The 17,331-nt window shown below is 71.6% G+C and carries 21 protein-coding genes and 1 riboswitch; of the genes, 5 read left to right on the top strand and 16 right to left on the bottom strand.

Features of this window, described 5'->3' with window-relative positions:
- From ACWCO3_RS17240 to ACWCO3_RS17210, 7 genes are all read right to left on the bottom strand, one after another.
- Nucleotides 1-447 (bottom strand): TrmH family RNA methyltransferase (locus tag ACWCO3_RS17240; RefSeq protein WP_450010849.1); only part of this gene is annotated, 447 nt, incomplete at its 3' end.
- Nucleotides 448-530: 83 nt separating this feature from the next.
- Complete coding sequence (gene rplT, locus ACWCO3_RS17235; protein WP_007458417.1) at nucleotides 531-923, bottom strand: 50S ribosomal protein L20; 393 nt, start codon at nucleotides 921-923, stop codon at nucleotides 531-533.
- A gap of 32 nt (nucleotides 924-955) precedes the next feature.
- On the bottom strand, nucleotides 956-1,150 hold the full coding sequence (gene rpmI / locus ACWCO3_RS17230; RefSeq protein WP_007458415.1) for a 50S ribosomal protein L35: 195 nt from the start codon (nucleotides 1,148-1,150) through the stop codon (nucleotides 956-958).
- A gap of 19 nt (nucleotides 1,151-1,169) precedes the next feature.
- On the bottom strand, nucleotides 1,170-1,817 hold the full coding sequence (gene infC, locus ACWCO3_RS17225; RefSeq protein WP_145783627.1) for a translation initiation factor IF-3: 648 nt from the start codon (nucleotides 1,815-1,817) through the stop codon (nucleotides 1,170-1,172).
- Nucleotides 1,818-2,389: 572 nt separating this feature from the next.
- Nucleotides 2,390-2,872 (bottom strand): PH domain-containing protein, encoded by a 483-nt coding sequence (locus ACWCO3_RS17220; protein WP_450010845.1) that lies wholly within the window; start codon nucleotides 2,870-2,872, stop codon nucleotides 2,390-2,392.
- A 366-nt stretch (nucleotides 2,873-3,238) separates the two neighbouring features.
- On the bottom strand, nucleotides 3,239-4,084 hold the full coding sequence (gene hisG, locus ACWCO3_RS17215; RefSeq protein ID WP_145783629.1) for an ATP phosphoribosyltransferase: 846 nt from the start codon (nucleotides 4,082-4,084) through the stop codon (nucleotides 3,239-3,241).
- 47 nt (nucleotides 4,085-4,131) lie between these two features.
- Nucleotides 4,132-4,395 (bottom strand): phosphoribosyl-ATP diphosphatase, encoded by a 264-nt coding sequence (locus tag ACWCO3_RS17210; protein WP_030335709.1) that lies wholly within the window; start codon nucleotides 4,393-4,395, stop codon nucleotides 4,132-4,134.
- 134 nt (nucleotides 4,396-4,529) lie between these two features.
- Here ACWCO3_RS17210 and ACWCO3_RS17205 point away from each other — a divergent pair, with 134 nt between their 5' ends.
- The 3 genes from ACWCO3_RS17205 to ACWCO3_RS17195 are packed head-to-tail and all read left to right on the top strand — an operon-like array spanning nucleotide 4,530 to nucleotide 6,981.
- The gene (locus ACWCO3_RS17205) at nucleotides 4,530-5,393 is read left to right on the top strand and encodes an ABC transporter substrate-binding protein (protein WP_145783631.1); all 864 of its coding nucleotides are present in this window, start codon (nucleotides 4,530-4,532) and stop codon (nucleotides 5,391-5,393) included.
- Nucleotides 5,390-6,235, top strand: a complete 846-nt coding sequence (locus ACWCO3_RS17200) for an amino acid ABC transporter permease (protein ID WP_423438522.1) — start codon at nucleotides 5,390-5,392, stop codon at nucleotides 6,233-6,235. Before ACWCO3_RS17205 ends, ACWCO3_RS17200 begins: the two co-directional genes overlap by 4 nt.
- A 2-nt stretch (nucleotides 6,236-6,237) precedes the next feature.
- Complete coding sequence (locus ACWCO3_RS17195; RefSeq protein ID WP_145785746.1) at nucleotides 6,238-6,981, top strand: amino acid ABC transporter ATP-binding protein; 744 nt, start codon at nucleotides 6,238-6,240, stop codon at nucleotides 6,979-6,981.
- A 19-nt stretch (nucleotides 6,982-7,000) separates the two neighbouring features.
- On the opposite strand, the gene ribH is transcribed toward ACWCO3_RS17195, so the two are convergent.
- From ribH to rpe, 7 genes are all read right to left on the bottom strand, one after another.
- Nucleotides 7,001-7,501 carry a 6,7-dimethyl-8-ribityllumazine synthase gene (ribH, locus tag ACWCO3_RS17190; protein WP_145785747.1) on the bottom strand — a complete coding sequence of 167 codons (501 nt, stop codon included), beginning with the start codon at nucleotides 7,499-7,501 and terminating at the stop codon, nucleotides 7,001-7,003.
- A gap of 2 nt (nucleotides 7,502-7,503) precedes the next feature.
- A complete protein-coding gene (locus ACWCO3_RS17185; RefSeq protein WP_450010843.1) occupies nucleotides 7,504-8,769 on the bottom strand; it encodes a bifunctional 3,4-dihydroxy-2-butanone-4-phosphate synthase/GTP cyclohydrolase II in 1,266 nt (421 codons plus the stop codon).
- Between the two features lie 76 nt (nucleotides 8,770-8,845).
- Nucleotides 8,846-9,535 carry a nicotinamide riboside transporter PnuC gene (gene pnuC, locus ACWCO3_RS17180; RefSeq protein ID WP_450010841.1) on the bottom strand — a complete coding sequence of 230 codons (690 nt, stop codon included), beginning with the start codon at nucleotides 9,533-9,535 and terminating at the stop codon, nucleotides 8,846-8,848.
- Entirely contained in the window at nucleotides 9,535-10,179 is a 645-nt protein-coding gene (locus ACWCO3_RS17175) for a riboflavin synthase (protein WP_450010839.1), read from the bottom strand. Before ACWCO3_RS17175 ends, pnuC begins: the two co-directional genes overlap by 1 nt.
- A gap of 1 nt (nucleotide 10,180) precedes the next feature.
- Entirely contained in the window at nucleotides 10,181-11,242 is a 1,062-nt protein-coding gene (gene ribD, locus ACWCO3_RS17170) for a bifunctional diaminohydroxyphosphoribosylaminopyrimidine deaminase/5-amino-6-(5-phosphoribosylamino)uracil reductase RibD (RefSeq protein WP_357843420.1), read from the bottom strand.
- A 163-nt stretch (nucleotides 11,243-11,405) separates the two neighbouring features.
- Nucleotides 11,406-11,576, bottom strand: a riboswitch (FMN riboswitch).
- Between the two features lie 80 nt (nucleotides 11,577-11,656).
- Nucleotides 11,657-12,718: a GGDEF domain-containing response regulator gene (locus ACWCO3_RS17165; RefSeq protein WP_423438546.1), complete on the bottom strand. Its 1,062-nt coding sequence runs from the start codon at nucleotides 12,716-12,718 to the stop codon at nucleotides 11,657-11,659.
- A complete protein-coding gene (gene rpe / locus ACWCO3_RS17160; protein WP_145783644.1) occupies nucleotides 12,615-13,295 on the bottom strand; it encodes a ribulose-phosphate 3-epimerase in 681 nt (226 codons plus the stop codon). The genes ACWCO3_RS17165 and rpe overlap by 104 nt, the downstream gene beginning before the upstream one ends.
- Nucleotides 13,296-13,550: 255 nt before the next feature.
- Here rpe and ACWCO3_RS17155 point away from each other — a divergent pair, with 255 nt between their 5' ends.
- On the top strand, nucleotides 13,551-14,441 hold the full coding sequence (locus ACWCO3_RS17155; RefSeq protein WP_145783647.1) for a septum formation family protein: 891 nt from the start codon (nucleotides 13,551-13,553) through the stop codon (nucleotides 14,439-14,441).
- Between the two features lie 84 nt (nucleotides 14,442-14,525).
- The gene (locus ACWCO3_RS17150) at nucleotides 14,526-15,416 is read left to right on the top strand and encodes a septum formation family protein (RefSeq protein WP_145783651.1); all 891 of its coding nucleotides are present in this window, start codon (nucleotides 14,526-14,528) and stop codon (nucleotides 15,414-15,416) included.
- A 43-nt stretch (nucleotides 15,417-15,459) separates the two neighbouring features.
- On the opposite strand, the gene ACWCO3_RS17145 is transcribed toward ACWCO3_RS17150, so the two are convergent.
- Together ACWCO3_RS17145 and ACWCO3_RS17140 are read right to left on the bottom strand one after the other, a co-directional pair.
- The gene (locus ACWCO3_RS17145; protein WP_450010851.1) at nucleotides 15,460-16,938 is read right to left on the bottom strand and encodes an RsmB/NOP family class I SAM-dependent RNA methyltransferase; all 1,479 of its coding nucleotides are present in this window, start codon (nucleotides 16,936-16,938) and stop codon (nucleotides 15,460-15,462) included.
- The coding region (locus tag ACWCO3_RS17140; RefSeq protein ID WP_450010835.1) for a methionyl-tRNA formyltransferase at nucleotides 16,893-17,331 on the bottom strand (439 nt) is incomplete at its 5' end. The genes ACWCO3_RS17145 and ACWCO3_RS17140, both read right to left, overlap by 46 nt.

Genomic DNA, 17,331 nt, shown 5'->3' with positions numbered 1-17,331 from the left:
GACGGCGTCTCCGGCGAAGATCACCGCACCCGCGCCGGCCGCGTCGGCGGTGCGCAGCACCGTGCCGGCGTTGCCCGGGTCGCGGATCTCGGCGAGCACCGCCACCAGCCGGGGCGCACCGGCGAGGGCCTGCTCCAGCGACACGTCCAGGTGCCGGCACACGGCCACGAGGCCCTGCGGGGCGACGGTCTCGGTCAGCGCCGCGAGGGCGTCGTCGGTCACCTCGGAGACCGGCACGTCGGCGCGGGCCGCCGTGGCGGCCAACTCCGGGTACCGGTCGAGCGCGGCGGGCGTACCGAAGAGTTCGGTGACCACGCCCGGCCGGGCGAGGGCCTCGCGGACGGCCTGCGGGCCCTCGGCCAGGAAACGACCGGTGGCGTCGCGGTCCCGGCGGCGTTGCAGGCGGCGGGCGGCGACAACCCTGGGGGTACGCGGGGTGAAGGCCATGGTGTGCGCTCCTCCGGCACGATTGAGGCGCCCCCCGGACGGCGGTGCCGACACGGGAGACGCCTCGCTCTGGTGCGTGGGGATCAGGCGGCCTGAGCCGCCGCGCCGCCGGTGCCCTCGGCCGTGACCGCAGCCCGGGCCAGCTCCACGATCGCCGCGAAGGAAGCGGCGTCGTTGACAGCCATGTCGGCCAGGATCTTGCGGTCGACCTCGATGCCGGCCAGACGCAGGCCCTGGATCAGACGGTTGTAGGTCATCCCGTTGGCCCGGGCGCCCGCGTTGATCCGCTGAATCCACAGCTGCCGGAAGTCGCCCTTGCGGTCGCGACGGTCCCGGTAGGCGTACTGCATCGAGTGCAGCACCTGCTCCTTGGCCTTGCGGTACAGGCGGGAGCGCTGACCGCGGTAACCGCTCGCGGTCTCCAGCAGGGTACGACGCTTCTTCTGGGCGTTTACAGCCCGCTTGACGCGTGCCATCTCAACTCCTAATTACGTAAAGGTGGCGCGCGTCAGCGGCCGAGCAGCTTCTTGATGCGCTTGACGTCGGCCTTGGCCAGCACGACCGTGCCGGTCAGCCGGCGGGTCTGGGTGGAGGGCTTCTTCTCCAGGTTGTGACGGAGGCCGGCCTGCTGGGCAACGATCTTGCCCTTGCCGGTCACCTTGACCCGCTTACCCATACCCGTGTGGCTCTTCATCTTCGGCATGTGGAACGTCTCTCCCCTGTTACTCGCCGCTGGTGGCGGCGGTGCCGGCGTCACCGGCTGTGGCGGTCTCGCCGACCGCCGCGGTGTCATCGGCTGCCGGAGCGGCGGACTCGTCCGCAGCCCGGTCCCGAGGGCCACCGCGAGACGCCGTGGCGGCGACCGCGGAAGCCTTGACGGCCCGGTGCGGAGCGAGAACCATGATCATGTTTCGGCCGTCCTGCTTGGGAGCGGCCTCGACGTATCCCAGTTCCGTGATCTCGGATTCGAGCCGACGCAGAAGCCGGTAACCCAGCTCCGGGCGACTCTGCTCGCGACCGCGGAACATGATCGTCACCTTGACCTTGTCGCCCGCCTTGAGGAACCGCACCACGTGACCCTTCTTGGTCTCGTAGTCGTGCGGGTCGATCTTCGGCCGAAGCTTCATTTCCTTGATGACGGTCTGCTGCTGGTTACGCCGCGCTTCGCGCGCCTTGAGTGCGCTCTCGTACTTGAACTTGCCGAAGTCCATGAGCTTGCACACCGGCGGGCGCGCCATCGGCGCAACCTCGACCAGGTCCAGATCGACGTCCGCGGCCAGCTGAAGAGCGCGCTCCAGCGGGACGATGCCCACCTGCTCACCCTCTGGGCCGACCAGTCGGACCTCACGTGCCCGGATCTGCTCGTTCACGCGTGGTTCGACGCTGATGGGGCCTCCTCGAGTCGTTTCTGCTCAGTGGCCGACCCCTGCGGCTCCCGGATGGGAACCGACCCGAAAAGCAGAAGGCCCCGGCGCATGCCAGGGCCCGCTCGACCGGTCAGCACGATCACAGGATCGCGCATCCGACGCCGGGACGTGCCCGGAACCGGTGACCGGACCCGGCCACCGTAGCGGCGACTCGGGTGGGAGCAGGCGCTCCGCTTTCAAGGCTGCCTGCTCGCATGCGGAGACAGCCTGGTCGACTCGACAACACTACACCGACGTCCCGGCCACCCCCAAACCGGGACACCCGGGGCACCATCTGGGGCTGTCCCGGGTGTCCGTGCCATGCCCCGCGTGCCCCGCTGCCCCGGCGCACTTTCCCCGAAGTTGCTGCCTCCGGCATCGCTGAGGCAGCAACTTCGAGGATGTTGTCCGGATCTTGCGATCGAGGCCGGGTCAACGGCCGACGGCGAGCGCGGGTCGGCGGTCGGGTGCGGTCCGGGCGGCCACGGACACAGGTTGACCGACGGTGCGGCACTCGGCGGCCGGCGGCGCGGCGCTCAGTGGTCGACGGCGCGTTCGGCGCGTTCGGCGAGGTGGGCCTGGTGCGCCTGGTGCAGTCGCCGCAGCGCGCGGACCCCTTCGACGGCCAGCTCCTTGTCCGCAGCCTGCAGGGCGACCATCGGCAGCAGGTCGTCGTCGTGCAGTTCCAGGCTGGCCCACGGCGCGCCCCGGTCGAAGCGGACTCCCCGCACGACCTCCCAGGGCAGCTCGTAGGAGCTGATCACGTTGCGCACCCGGATGCCACGCGCGTCCGCCTCCACCCGCGGACGGGTGAACAGCAGGAACCCCAGCGCACCGAAGATGCCCAGGCCGATCATCGCCACCTGGTCACCACGCTGGAAGCTGCCGTAGCCGTCGCCGGTCGGCCCACTCAGCGAGGTGGCGACCAGACCGAACACCACCACCAACGCAACCGCCGCCGACCAACAGACCACGCGGATGCGGCGGGGCTTCAGGCGGATCAGCTCGGTTTCACTCACCCCACCAGTCTGCCATCCGCACCCGGCCCCTCAAACGCACCACCCGCTGACCAACGCCTCAAACCTCACTGTCGGCCGCCAGGGCACAGGACCACGACCGAGCCGACCGTCCTCGGGGACCCACAACCACAAGATCGCGCTCGAACCAGGAAGTAGTGGCCTCGGGTAGGGAGTGAGGCCACTACTTCACCGTTCGAGCGCGATCGTGCGGCGCTCAGGCGCCGTCGCCGGCCGTTCCCCGCGCCGCGAGGCCGACGCACCGGGCAGATCCACTCCGGTTCGGGGAAGTGGGGGTGTCGCGGCGGGCCGGACACCCCCACTTCGGGGAAACCGAGTTGATCAAGGACGGCGGCCGGACCTGAACGGTCAGAGGCGACAGGCGTGGATGTTGGTGACGAGAATGGCGCGGGCGCCCAACTCGTACAACTCGTCCATGATGCGGTGGACGTCGTCGCGGAGCACCATCGCCTGCACCGCCACCCAGCCCTCGCGGTGCAGGGGCGAGACGGTGGGCGACTCGATGCCCGGGGTGAGCCCGCTGGCCCGGTCCAGCAGGCCGGCTGGCACGTCGTAGGCGAGCATCACGTAGCGGCGGGCGACCAGCACACCGTGCAGGCGACGCAGGAGCTGCTCGGCCTGTGGGTGCGCGGGCGCGTCGGCACGACGGACCAGCACCGCCGAGGAGCGCAGCAGGGGCTCGCCGAAGACGACCAGGCCCGCCTGGCGCAGGGTGGCGCCGGTCTCGACAACGTCCGCGATCACGTCGGCGACACCGAGGCGTACGGCGTTCTCCACCGCGCCGTCGAGGCGGATCACGTCGGCCTTGACCCCCACCTCGCGAAGGTGCCGCTCGACCAGTCCCGGGTACGCGGTGGCGATCCGGTGGCCGCCCAGGTCCTGTACGGAGGCGATGTCGTCGGGGCGGGCGGCGAAGCGGAAGGTGGCCCGCCCGAAGGCGAGGTCGACGACCTCTTCGGCCGGCGCGGCCGAGTCGATCAGCAGGTCCCGGCCAGTGATGCCGAGGTCGAGGTCACCGGAGCCGACGTAGGTGGCGATGTCCTTGGGGCGTAGGTAGAAGAATTCGACGTCGTTGGCCTCATCCCGGCAGACGAGGTCCTTGGGGTCGGTGCGCTGGCGGTAGCCCGCCTCGCGCAGCATCTGGGCGGCCGGTTCGGCCAGGGTGCCCTTGTTGGGAATGGCGACACGCAGCATGACGGAGTGCTCCTTCGATCCGAATGACGATCAACGGGTGAGGGCACTCACAGATGTCGGTAGACGTCCTTGAGCTCCAGACCGCTGGCGAGCATCAGCACCTGGACCTGGTAGAGCAGTTGGGAGATCTCCTCGGCGGTGCGCTCCGGCCCCTCGTGCTCGGCGGCCATCCACGACTCGGCGGCCTCCTCGACGACCTTCTTGCCGATGAAGTGCACGCCCTTGTCGAGGGCGGCGACGGTGCCCGAGCCCGGGGTGCCGGCGGCGGCCTTGGCCTGCAGCTCGGCGAACAACTCCTCGAACGTCTTCACGGGAAGCGATTCTTCCAGCCACCCGACCGGCGCCCCACGCCCGGGTCCGCCGGCACCCAGCCAGCGGGACAATTCCCTACCAACATGGTGGGACAATCGTCGATCGACGGCCATCAAGCCCTACGCTGTCCGCCATGGCCAGCAGCTCACGTCTCCTCGCGCTCACCCTCGCCGGTGCCGCCGTCGTAGCCACCGCCGGATGCGCGCCACAAAAGACGCAACCGACCCCCGTCGTCACCTCGGCGCTGTCGTGCGCCAAGGACAGCCTGCCCACCCGTACGCCGGGCAAGCTGACCATCGCGACCGACCAGCCCGCGTACGAGCCGTGGTTCTCGAAGGACAAGCCGGACAACGGCGAGGGCTTCGAGTCCGCTGTCGCGTACGCGGTGGCCGAGAAGCTCGGGTACGCCCGTGCCGACGTCACCTGGACGCGGGTCAAGTTCGACGCGGCGATCGCGCCCGGACCGAAGAACTTCGACTTCGACATCAACCAGTTCTCCATCACCGAGGAGCGCAAGCAGGCTGTCGACTTCTCCGCGCCGTACTACCTGGTGCGGCAGACCGTCGTGGCGTTGAAGTCCTCGAAGATCGCCGGCAAGACGTCGCTGGCCGACCTTCGCGACGCGCGGCTCGGCGCACAGGTCGGCACCACCAGCTACCAGGCGATCACCGACGTGATCAAGCCGGGCACCGAGCCGCGGGTCTACAACAGCAACGACGACGCCAAGAAGGCCCTGCAGAACGGTCAGTTGGACGGTCTCGTGGTGGACCTGCCGACCGCCTTCTACATCACCGGCGCGGAGATCACCGACGCGACGATCGTCGGGCAGGTGCCCCAGGTCGGTACGCCCGAGGCGTTCGGGTTGCTGCTGGACAAGAACTCTCCCCTGACCTCGTGCGTGAGCGGCGCTGTCGGTCAGCTCACCTCGGCGGGCACGCTGAAGGAGTTGGAGCAGAAGTGGCTGGCGCAGGTGGCGGGCGCGGCCGAGCTGCGGTGACCCTCCTGGATCGCGTTCCCACCGAGGCCCAGCGGCGGCGGTCGGCGTACCGGCGCCGGCAGACCGTCTACAGCGTGCTGGTCGCGGCCTCGTCCACGGCGGTGCTCGGCACGCTGCTGGTCGTCGCGGTGACCGGCGCGCCCGGGTGGGACCGGGTCCGGCAGTCGTTCCTGGACCCGGCGATCGCCCGGGACGCGCTGCCGGCCGTGGTGACCGGGCTCTGGTTGAACGTCCGACTGCTGGTCTGTTGTGCGGCCGGGGCGCTGCTGCTCGGGTTGGTGATCGCGGTGCTGCGGACGCTGCGCGGCCCGGTCTTCTTCCCGGTCCGGGCGCTGGCCGCCGGTTACACGTACACGTTCCGTGGTCTGCCGCTGATCATCGTGCTGTACCTGCTCACCCTCGGTGTGCCCGGCCTGCGGTTGCAGGGGATGCCGCCGGTGCTGGTGCTGGGTGGGCTCGCGTTGGTCCTCACCTACGGCGGCTACCTGGCGGAGGTGTTCCGGGCCGGCATCGAGTCGGTGCACCCCAGTCAGCTCGCCGCGGCGCGCTCGCTGGGCCTGACCTACCGGCAGACGATGCGGCACGTGGTCCTGCCGCAGGCCGTCCGCCGGGTGGCGCCACCCCTGCTCAACGACGTGGTGGCGTTGCAGAAGGACGTCGGGTTGGTCTCGCTCGCCGGGCCGATCGACGCGGTCCGCGCCGCCCAGATCGCCACCGCCCAGTCGTTCAACTACACGCCGTACATCGTGGCGGGGGTGCTGTTCGTGCTGCTCGCCATCCCGCTGATCGCGGTCACCGACTGGGTGACGTTGCGGGCGGCCCGCCGACAGTCGGGAGGGTGACGATGGCGTTGTTGCGGTGCCGGGGTCTGCGCAAGGAGTTCGCCGACCATGTGGTGCTCGACCAGCTCGACCTGACCGTCGCCGAGCATCAGGTGGTGGCCCTGATCGGTGCGTCCGGGTCCGGCAAGTCGACACTGCTGCGGTGTGTGAACCTGCTGGAGGAGATCGACGACGGGACCATCGAGTTGGACGGGGAGGACATCTCCGATCCCCGGGTGGACGCCGACCGGGTCCGTCGGCGGATCGGCATGGTCTTCCAGGCGTACAACCTCTTCCCGCATCTGACCGTGTTGGAGAACGTCACTCTCGCGCCGCGCCGCGTACACCGGCGGGCTCGTGCGGAGGCGGAGGCCCAGGCCCGGGAGTTGCTGGACCGGGTGGGGCTCGGTGCGAAGGCGGACGCCTACCCGGACCGGCTCTCCGGCGGTCAGCAGCAGCGGGTGGCGATCGTCCGGGCGTTGGCGAACTCGCCTCGGCTGATGTTGCTGGACGAGGTGACCTCGGCGCTGGACCCAGAGCTCGTCGGCGAGGTGCTGGCGATGATCCGGGACCTGAAGGCCGACGGCATGACCATGGTGCTGGCCACCCACGAGATGGGCTTCGCCCGGGAGGTCGCCGACCAGGTGTGTTTCCTCGACGCGGGGCGCGTCCTGGAGAGCGGCCCGCCCGAACAGGTGCTGGGTGAGCCGACCCAGCCTCGGACCCGGCAGTTCCTGCGCCGGATCATCGAGGCCGGTCGGCTCTGAACGAGGGCCGGTGGAGGCGTCAGCCGCCGAAGCCGACCCGCTGGGCGTTGCCGGCGGCCACGACCCGGACGGCCAGCGCGGCGTCGAGCGCGGCGACGGTGGCGGCCCAGCCCTTGTCCTCCGCCGAGCCGGGCAGACCGGCGCGGTCCCGGGCCTGCTCGATGGTCTCCACCGTCAACACCCCGTGCGCCACCGGCTTGCCCTCGTCCAGCGCCACCCGGGTCAAACCGTCGGTGACCGAACGGCAGACGTAGTCGAAGTGGGCGGTGGCGCCGCGCACCACCACGCCGAGGGCGACCACCACGTCGCAGCGGCGGGCGAGGGCCTGGGCGACCACCGGCAGCTCGACCGAACCGGCGACGCGGGCGACCACGGACCGCGCCCCGCACGCCTCGGCGGCGGCCACCGCACGCTCCACCATGTGGTCGGTCAGATCGCCGTGCCAGCGGGCGGCGACGATTCCGACGGTCAGCCCTGCGGCGTCCACCGCCTCGACTCCCGGCTCACCGAAACCCGCCATCGTCATGCTCCGATCTCGTCGTTGGCGACCGGACGCCCCAGCGGCGCCTCGGACACCTCGTCCAACTCGTCCAGCAGGTGACCCATCCGGTCCCGCTTGGTGCGCAGGTAGCGCATGTTCTCCGGGTGCGCCCCGGCCGGCAGCCCCTCGCGGCCGGTGATGGTCAACCCGTAGCCCTCCAGCCCGGCCCGCTTGGCCGGGTTGTTGGTCAGCAACCGCATCGAGCGCACACCCAGGTCGTAGAGGATCTGCGCGCCGGTGCCGTAGTCCCGGGCGTCGGCCGGCAACCCCAGGTCGAGGTTGGCGTCGACGGTGTCGCGGCCCAGGTCCTGCAACTGGTACGCCTGCAGCTTGTGCAGCAGCCCGATGCCACGCCCCTCGTGCCCGCGGACGTAGAGCACGACGCCTCGGCCCTCCCGCGCGACCCGGGCCAGCGCGGCGTCCAACTGCGGGCCGCAGTCGCAGCGCAGCGAACCGAAGACGTCCCCGGTCAGGCACTCGGAGTGCACCCGGACCAGCACGTCCTGGCCGTCACCGATCTCACCCAGCACCATCGCGACGTGCTCGGCCGGGTCGTGCTCGGCGCGGTAGCCGAGCGCGCGGAACACCCCGTGCCGGGTGGGCATCCGGGCGTCGGCGACCAGCTCGACCTGCTTCTCGGTGCGCCGCCGGTAGGCGATCAGGTCGGCGATGGTGACCAGGACGAGTCCGTGTTCGGCGGCGAACTTCTCCAGGTCGGGCAGCCGCATCATGGTGCCGTCGTCGTTGACCAGCTCGCAGAGCACGCCCGCCGGGCGCAGCCCGGCCAGCCGGGTCAGGTCGATCCCCGCCTCGGTGTGCCCGGGCCGGCGCAGCACGCCGCCCTCGCGGGCGCGCAGCGGCACCACGTGCCCCGGCCGGGCCAGGTCGGTCGAATCGGTCGCCGCGTCGGCGAGCAGCCGACTGGTGTGCGCGCGGTCGGCCGCCGAGATGCCGGTGCTGACCCCCTCGCGGGCGTCCACTGTCACCGTGTACGCGGTGCCGCGCCGGTCCTGGTTGGTGTGGTGCATCGGCGGCAGGTCGAGGCGGTCGGCCTCGCTCTCGGTCAGCGCCACGCACACGTAGCCGGAGGTGTAGCGCACCATGAACGCCATCAGCTCCGGCGTGGCCAGCTCGGCCGCGAAGATCAGGTCGCCCTCGTTCTCCCGGTCCGCGTCGTCGACCACGACGACCGGCCGGCCGGCCGCGATCTCGGCGATCGCCTGCTCGATGCTTCCGAAGCTGCTCATGCCGCCACTCCGCTTCGCTCCGTGGCGTCATGAGGCGCCGTGACGCTGAACCTGCCGATTCGCTCGCTGTGCTCGCTCATGCCACGGCCTCCGTGTAGACGGGTTTCCGAACGGCGGCCGGCCGGGTGGCGCGCGAGGTGCGCCACCAGGCGGCGAAGCCCCACACGCACAGCGCGCCGTAGATCAGGTACATGACCGCCGACGGGTAGAACCCGCCGCGCAGCAGCAGCGGCACGCCGACCGCGTCCACCGCGATCCACAGCAGCCAGAACTCCACCCAGCCGCGGGCCATGCCGTACGTGGCCAGCAGACTGCCGGTGAGGATCCAGGCGTCGGGCAGCGGACCCCACGAGCCCAGTGCCTTGAGCACCGGGTACGCCGCGGCGGTGCCGACCACGGCGGCCAGCAGCAGCATCAGCCGCTCCCGCCCGGTGGCCCACCGTGGGACGACCGCCGCCTGCCCGCCATCGGCGCGACGGTTGCGCTGCCAGCGCCACCAGCCGTAGACGCTGACCGCGAAGAAGAACACCTGTCGTCCGGCCTGCCCGTACAGGTCGTGCGCCTGCGGGGTGGCGAACACCCCGCCGAGGAAGACGGTCAGGAGCAGCGCGTTACCGATCATGCCGACCGGCCAGGCCCAGACCACCCGGCGCAACCCGAGCAGCGCGGAGATCAGACCGAACGCGTTGCCGACGATCTCCCGGACCAGCACCGGCGAACCGGCCACCTGCACCTGGGCGTCCAACAGCCAACCGAGCGGACCCATCAGGCCACCCCGCCCGTGATCGAGGCCGCCCCGGAACCGTCGGTGCCGGCCAGCCGGTCGCCGAGCAGCCGCTCGACGTACTTGGCCAGCACGTCGACCTCCAGGTTGACCGGGTCACCGGCCCCCTTCGCGCCGAGCGTGGTCAGCTTGAGGGTGGTCGGGATCAACCCGACGGCGAACTCGTCCGCGCCCACCTCGGCCACGGTCAGCGAGACACCATCGATGGTGATCGAGCCCTTCTCCACCACGTACCGGGACAGGCCGGCGGGCAGCCGGAACCGGACAGTCTCCCACTGCTCGGCCGGCTCCCGGGAGATCAGCTCGCCGACCCCGTCCACGTGGCCCTGCACCAGGTGCCCGCCGAGCCGGCTGCCGAGTGCGGCGGCCCGCTCCAGGTTGACCGGGTCGCCGACGCTCAGCGCGCCCAGCGCGGAGCGGCGAAGCGTCTCGCCCATCACGTCGGCGGTGAAGACCCCGTCGGCCACGTCCACGACGGTCAGGCAGACGCCGTTGACCGCGATGGAGTCGCCGTGCCGGGCGTCCGAGGTGACCAACGGACCACGGACGCCGATCAGCGCGGAATCGCCCGCCGTCGCCGTGACCCGGACGATCTCCCCCAACTCCTCGATAATGCCGGTGAACATGTCAGCCCTCCCTTTTGCGGGGCAAAGCGGTGATCCGGAGATCCGGACCGATCTGCGTAACGTCGACGAACTCCAGATCGATGGCCTCAGCGATGGTGCTCACTCCCGCGTCGACCAGAGCGGTCGGACCGGCGCCGAGCAGCCGGGGCGCGACGTACCCGATGACCTTGTCGACCAGGCCGGCCTGCAGGAACGCGCCGGCCAGCTGAGGGCCACCCTCCAGCAGCAGCGAGCGGACCCCCCGCTCGTGCAGCGCCGCGAGCAGCGCCGGCAGGTCGACCCGGCCGTCCGGGCCGGCGCCGACCTCCTCGGCGGTCGCGATCCACGTCCGCGCGGCGCCGTCGCGGACCCGGGCGTCAGCCGGGGTACGCCCGGAGCTGTCCACCACCACCCGCAGCGGCTGCCGGATGGCCAGGCTGCCGTCGCGCAGGTTGCGAGCGGTCAGCCGGGGGTCGTCGGCGAGCACGGTGCCCACCCCGGCGAGCACCGCGTCGACAGTGCCGCGCAGCGCGTGCACGTCGATCCGGGCCGCCTCCGAGGTGATCCACATGCTGGTGCCGTCCAGGGCGGCGGCGCGCCCGTCGAGCGTGGCGGCGTACTTCCAGATGACGTACGGCCAGCCCCGGCGCATCGAGGTCAGCCATGCGACGTTGCCGGCCTCGGCCTCCTCGCCGCGTACCCCGAGATCGACGCGGACCCCGGCGGCGCGCAGGGTGGCGGCGCCACCGGACGCGACCGGGTTGGGATCGGGTACGGCGATGACCACCCGGGCGACCCCGGCCTGGACCAGCGCGGAACTGCAGGGGCCGGTGCGGCCGGTGTGGTCACAGGGTTCCAGGGTGACGACTGCGGTGCCGCCCTTGGCCCGCTGCCCGGCCTGCGCCAGGGCGACGATCTCGGCGTGCGGCCCGCCGGCGTACGCGTGGAAGCCCTCCCCCACGACCTGGCCGTCCTCGTCGAGCAGCACGCACCCGACCACCGGATTGGGGCTGGTCGTACCGAGCCCGCGCGCCGCCAACTCGATCGCACGCCGCATCGCCTCGTCAACGGAGACGCTGGCCATCGCCCTGCCCTGCCCTCTCACTCGCCGTCCGCGCGCTGGCGGTCAGGGAGGCTGCGGCCATGGGGCCGCGGGCAGGCGGAGGCGGAATCCGGGAACGGCACAGCCGCCCCGGGAGGTCGGCGCGGCACGCTGAAGCCAGCGGCCGGCACGGACCGTCCGTCCCGCGCGCTGTCTCCCATCCGGACTGTCTGGGCGCGGACGAACCGCCCCCAACCGTCGGCCCCGGATTTTCACCAGGTCCACCGGGCGGCAGAGCCGTCCGGGTCGCGGGCTGACCACGGTTGGACCGTGGATCACCGCCGGTTCGGAATTTCACCGAGTCCCGCCAGCGCGTGGTGGGTTATACCGGCAGTCTTACACGCTGACGCCGCTCCGCCGCCACCTAGGCGAGCTACTTCACAGCGGGATCACGCGTCAGGTGACGCCGCGCCGCCGGTCCACCGCCACGTACGACCCGGGTTGGCTCTTGGCGACCGTCTTCATCTCCGAGGCCACCGCGATCACCTCCAGGGGGTCGGTGAACCGCTTGCCGGCGTCGGAGAGGGACACCCCGATGGACAGGGTGACCAGGGCGGCGCGACGGATGTTGCCACGCCGGTCCTTCAGCTCGACGAAGCCGCGCTCCCGGTCGGTCGGGTCGTAGAGCGTGTCGGCGGCGGTCTCGAAGTCCACCACCGCCTGGGAGGTCAGCGGGCGGACCTGGTCCGGGGCACAGACGATGACGAAGTCGTCACCGCCGACGTGGCCGAGGAAGGCCGGCGGCAGGCCGACACCCACCACCGCCCGGTGCAGGCTGCGGGCCAGCGCGGAGATGAAGTCGTCGCCCCGGACGAAGCCGTACCGGTCGTTGACGCTCTTGAACCGGTCGATGTCGACGTAGCCGACGGCGTAGTCCACGCCCTGCCGCACCCGGTCGCTGATCTCCCGACGGATCCGGCTGTTGCCGGGCAGCCCGGTCAGCGGGGAGACCTCCCGGAACTCCTTGTTGCGGCGCAGCGTGGACGAGACCCGGGCCACCAGCTCGGCGGTGTCGAACGGCTTGACCAGGTAGTCGTCGGCGCCGGCGCTGAGCCCCAGCACCTTGTCGACGGTCATCCCCTTGGCCGTCAACATGATCACCGGCAGGGCGGAGGTCATCGGGTCGGCGCGGAGCCGCCGGGTCAGCTCCAGCCCGTCGATCCGGGGCATCATGAGGTCGACCACCGCCAGGTCCGGACGCTCACGTTCGATGACCTCGAGGGCCTCCTGGCCGTCGCTGGCGTGGATCACGTCGAAGCCGTGTAGGCGCAGGTTGAACTCGACGAAACGAGCGATGTCCTCGTCGTCGTCGACGACGAGGATGATGTCCTTGCGGTCGCCGTCGGGTTCCACGTCAGGCGCCGGGAGCCGCGCGTTCCGCCAGCGAACGCAGCCGCCGTACCGCTTCCGCCGGGTCGGCGGCGCCGTACACGGCGGTGCCGGCGACGAACGCGTCAGCGCCCGCCGCGGCGGCCTGCTCGATGGTGTCGGCGGCGATCCCGCCGTCCACCTCGATGCGCAGTTCCAGGTGCCCGGTCGAGACGTGCCGGCGGGCGGTACGCACCTTGTCGAGCAGTTGCGGGATGAACCGCTGCCCACCGAAGCCGGCCTTGATCGTCATGATCAGCAGGGTGTCGAAGCTGGGCAGCAGGTCCAGGTACGGCTCTATCGGGGTGTCCCGGTCGATGGCCAGGCCCGCCTTCGCGCCGGCCGACCGCAGATCCTTGGCCAGCGCCACCGGATCGTCGGAGGCCTCGGCGTGGAAGGTGACGTTGTACGCCCCGGCGTCGGCGTAACCGGGAGCCCACCGACGCGGATCCTCAATCATCAGGTGCACGTCGAACGGCATCGCGGTGACAGCCCGCAGGCTCTGCACCACGGGCAGGCCGATGGTCAGGTTCGGCACGAAGTGGTTGTCCATCACGTCGACGTGCAACCAGTCCGCGGCGTCCTCGACGGCACGGACCTCTTCGGCGAGGCGGGAGAAATCGGCGGCCAGAATGCTCGGCGCGACGATCGTCGGCGGTACGGTCACGTGGCCAGTGTACGAACGTGGCCACCCGCGACCCGCATCGCGCCACCTTTGGGGACGCGCTGTGACCCAGCAGTGACCACTGGTGCAGAATTAGTCGATCCGGACCCCCGAATCCGGACGAACAGACGTCAATGGCTGGCCGATCGGCGGAAAGGCGACGACACTCCAACCGGGACTGTGCCATAGGCTGCACGCCCGCCGGGGTCTCGCCGCGGGGCGCGGTGACCGGCCGCCAGCTCCCGGGAAGGGCGGACGATGCGACGGTGGCTCCCAGCGCTGGTGCTGGCCGGCGTCACGACGATACTGCTGGCCGGTTGCGCGCCGGCACGAGGCGCGGACGGTGACCTCACCGACGACTGGCCGGCGCTGCGGGTTCCGAAGCCATTCAGTCCGGCCACCGACACCTGCCTGCCCCGGATCATCCCGGTCGTACAGGCCAGCACGTACGAGACGGTGGACTGCGCGCGCAACCACCTGGCCGAGACCATCCACGTCGGCACCTTCGCCGGACCCGACGCGCTGGCCGAGACCCGGCCCGAGCCCGGCTCGCCGGCGCTGCGCACCGCCCGCGCGGAGTGCGACCAACGGGCCCGGGAGGTGCTCGGCGGCGACTGGCACACCGCCCGCCTCGCGTTGAACCTCGCGTTGCCGTCCACGCCCGCCTGGTCCGGCGGGGCGCGCTGGTTCCGCTGCGACCTCAGCGAGACCGGCAGCATCGACAACACCCGACCGGTCAACCGCACCGGCAGCCTGCGCGGCGCGTTGATCGGCGACAGCCCGCTCACGCACCGCTGCTTCGACCCGAAGCTGATCGGCGACAACCTCAACTACATGGCACCCGTGCTCTGCACCGAACCACACCGCGCCGAGTTCGTGGGCGTCTACGAGGAACGCGACATGAGTTGGGCCGACTTCAGCAAAGCCGCCGCCCAGGCGCACCAGCGCTGCATGGAGCTGATCGCCACGTTCGCGTCAGTGCCGAACAACAGCGAGCTGCCGTACCGGGCCGGGTCCATCTACTACCCACCGTCACAAAAGGAGTGGGAGGAGGGCGACCGTGGAGTGCGCTGTTTCCTGTGGAGCGACGACCGCAAACTCACCCGTTCGATGCGCGGCGCCGGCCCCGAGGGACTTCCGGCGATCTGAGCAGTGGTGCCGTATGCTGCTGCGCCGTGGCGCTACCGCCCGGCCGGGTCCGGTCGGCGGCCACCAGCGGCGGGGAGGTCAGGGATGCGACGATGGTTGACGGCGTTCGCCGGAGGTGCGGCCCTCGCGCTGGCACTGGCCGGATGCAACGCGCCCGCCGGACTCGACCGTGACCTCATCGACGACTGGCCGGCGCCCGTCGCGGCGCAGCAGTTCGTACCCGCCGCGGACGTCTGCCACCAGACCACCCAGCAGGTCGGCTTCCTGACCGGCTACAACCCGACGCCGTGCACCGAGGCGCACCGGGTCGAGACCATGCACGTCGGCACCCTCACCGGTCCCGCCGCCGAGCCCGGCACCACGCCACTGCCCGGCTCGGCGGGCATGCGGGCCGCGCAGGCCGCGTGCGACAAGCAGGTCAACAAGGCGGTCGGCGCCGACTGGCGCTCCGGACGACTCGGCCTGACCGTCGTGCTGCCGTCGCCGCAGGCCTGGGCGGGCGGGGCCCGCTGGTACCGCTGCGACGTCACCGAGATCGTCAGCATCGACGACACCACCGTCGACCTGCGCACCGGCAGCCTCCGGGGCTCGTTGTCCGGCGGCGCCCCCCTGGCGTACCGCTGCTTCAACCCGAAGATGGTCAAGGACGACATCGACGAGATGGTGCCGGTGTCCTGCACCGCGAAGCACCACGCCGAGTTCGTCGGGGTGTGGCAGGCCCCGGACGTCAGCTACGCCGAGTTCTCCCGCACCACCAAGCGCACCCACAAGGCCTGCCAGTCGATGATCGCCAGGTACGCGAAGGTGCCGGACAACTCCCAACTCGACTTCCGCGCCGGAACGATCTACTACCAGCCGTACGAGGAAGAGTGGAAGAACGGCAACCGCGGCGTGCAGTGCTTCCTCTGGATCTCCGACCGGGACCTGACCCGTTCGATGAAGAACGCCGGTACCAAGGGCCTCCCGGTCACCTGAGCCGCCGCGTCCGGCCGGGGGAACCGGCCGGACGCGAACCGCATCAGTTTCGGCGCAGGACCGCGAGGAACATCGCGTCGGTGCCGTGGCGGTGTGGCCAGAGCTGCACGGTCGGCCCGTCGCCCAGACCTGGCATCCCGGCCGGCAGCAGCGGACGGGCGTCCACGAAGTCCACCGCGACACCACTGCGGCGGGCTGCCTCGGTCACCGTCACGTGCGTCTCAACCGTGTGCGGCGAGCAGGTGACATAGGCGACCAGGCCACCGGGCCGGACCGCCCGCAGCGCCGCACCGAGCAACTCCCGTTGCAGCCGCGTCAGGGGCGGCAGGTCCGACGGTTGACGACGCCACCGTGACTCCGGCCGACGGCGCAACGAGCCCAGCCCTGTGCACGGGGCGTCGACCAGCACCCGGTCGAAGTGCTGCTCGGGCAGCTTCGGATCGCCGCCGACCTCCCGGCCGTCCATGGCCAGCACGGCCACCGGCAGGCCCCGGGTCGCCTGGGACACCAACCGGGCCCGGTGCTCGGCCACCTCCACAGCTGTCACCCGGGCGCCACGCTGCGCGGCCAGGGCACCCAGCAGACCGGCCTTGCCACCCGGACCGGCGCACAGGTCCAGCCAGCGCCCGTCCGGACCGTCGAGCGGCGCGTCGGCGAGCGCCGCCGCCACCAACTGAGAGCCCTCGTCCTGGACGTGGGCAAGACCCTCGACCACCGCCGGGATGTCGCCCGGAGCGCCCCCGGGCAGATAGACGGCGTACGGCGAGAAGGCACCGGGCGCACCGCCCACCTGGTCGGCCAGGTCGACCGGGTCGATCAGCCCCGGCCGGGCGCAGAGGTGCACCGCCGGGCGCTCGTTGTCCTCGATCAGGAGTCGTGTCGTCTCGCCCAGGTCGCCGCCGAGCGCCTCGGAGAAGGCCCGCACGATCCACTGTGGATGGCTGTACGCCAGGGCCAGGTACCCCACCGGGTCGGTCTCCATCGGTGGGGCGAGCTTCGCCACCCAGGCATCCACGTCACGGGTGGACACCTCGCGCAGCACCGCGTTGGCGAAACCCGCGGCACCCGGCGCGACCGAGCGGACCAGGTCCACTGTCGAGGAGACAGCGGCGTGCGGCGGCACCCGGGTGTACAGCAGTTGGTACGCCCCGAGCCGCAGCGCGTCACGTGCCGGAGGGTCGATGCGGGCCACGTCCCGACCGGACGCGTCGGTCAGGATCGCGTCCAACGTGCCCAGGTGGCGCAGGGTGCCGTAGGTCAGCTCGGTGGCGAAGGCCGCGTCCCGGCCGAACAGCCCCTCCTCCCGCAGGATGGTGGGGAGCACCAGGTTGGCGAACGCGTCGTCGCGGTGCACCGCCGCCACCGCCTCGTACGCGGCACGACGCGGTCGGTCCAGCGGCGGCCGGACCGGCCGGCGGTCCCCGCCACGACCCGAGGGCGGACCCGAGCGCGTGGGACGCGTCCCCTCCGGGGCCGTCACGCGAACTCCTCGCCGGTGCCGACGCGGACGCCGCGCGCCCAGTCGGTGGCACCCATCGCCCGCTTACCGGCGGCACGGACCTCACCGAGGCGCACCGGCACGGTCGCCGTGCCGGCGAGCACCCGGGACTTCTCCACCAGCAACTCCCCCGGCTTCAACTCCGGGCCGTCGGGCTCCGGCACGACCGGGCCGAGCTTCACCCGCTCGCCTCGGAACGTGGTCCAGCCACCCGGGGCCGGGGTGCAGGCCCGGAGCCGACGGTCCACGGCGAAAGCCGGGTCGCCCCAGCGCACCCGGGCGTCGTCCACCGTCAGTTTCGGTGCCAGCGACACCCCGTCGGCGGGCTGGGGCTCGGCCCGCGCGGTGCCGTCGGCGATCGCGTCGAGCACCGCCACCAGCAGCCCGGCGCCGGAGTCGGCGAGCCGCCCCAGCAGG

Source organism: Micromonospora sp. NPDC002411 (genome assembly GCF_053592955.1).
This window is presented reverse-complemented; position numbering and strand designations above follow the sequence as displayed.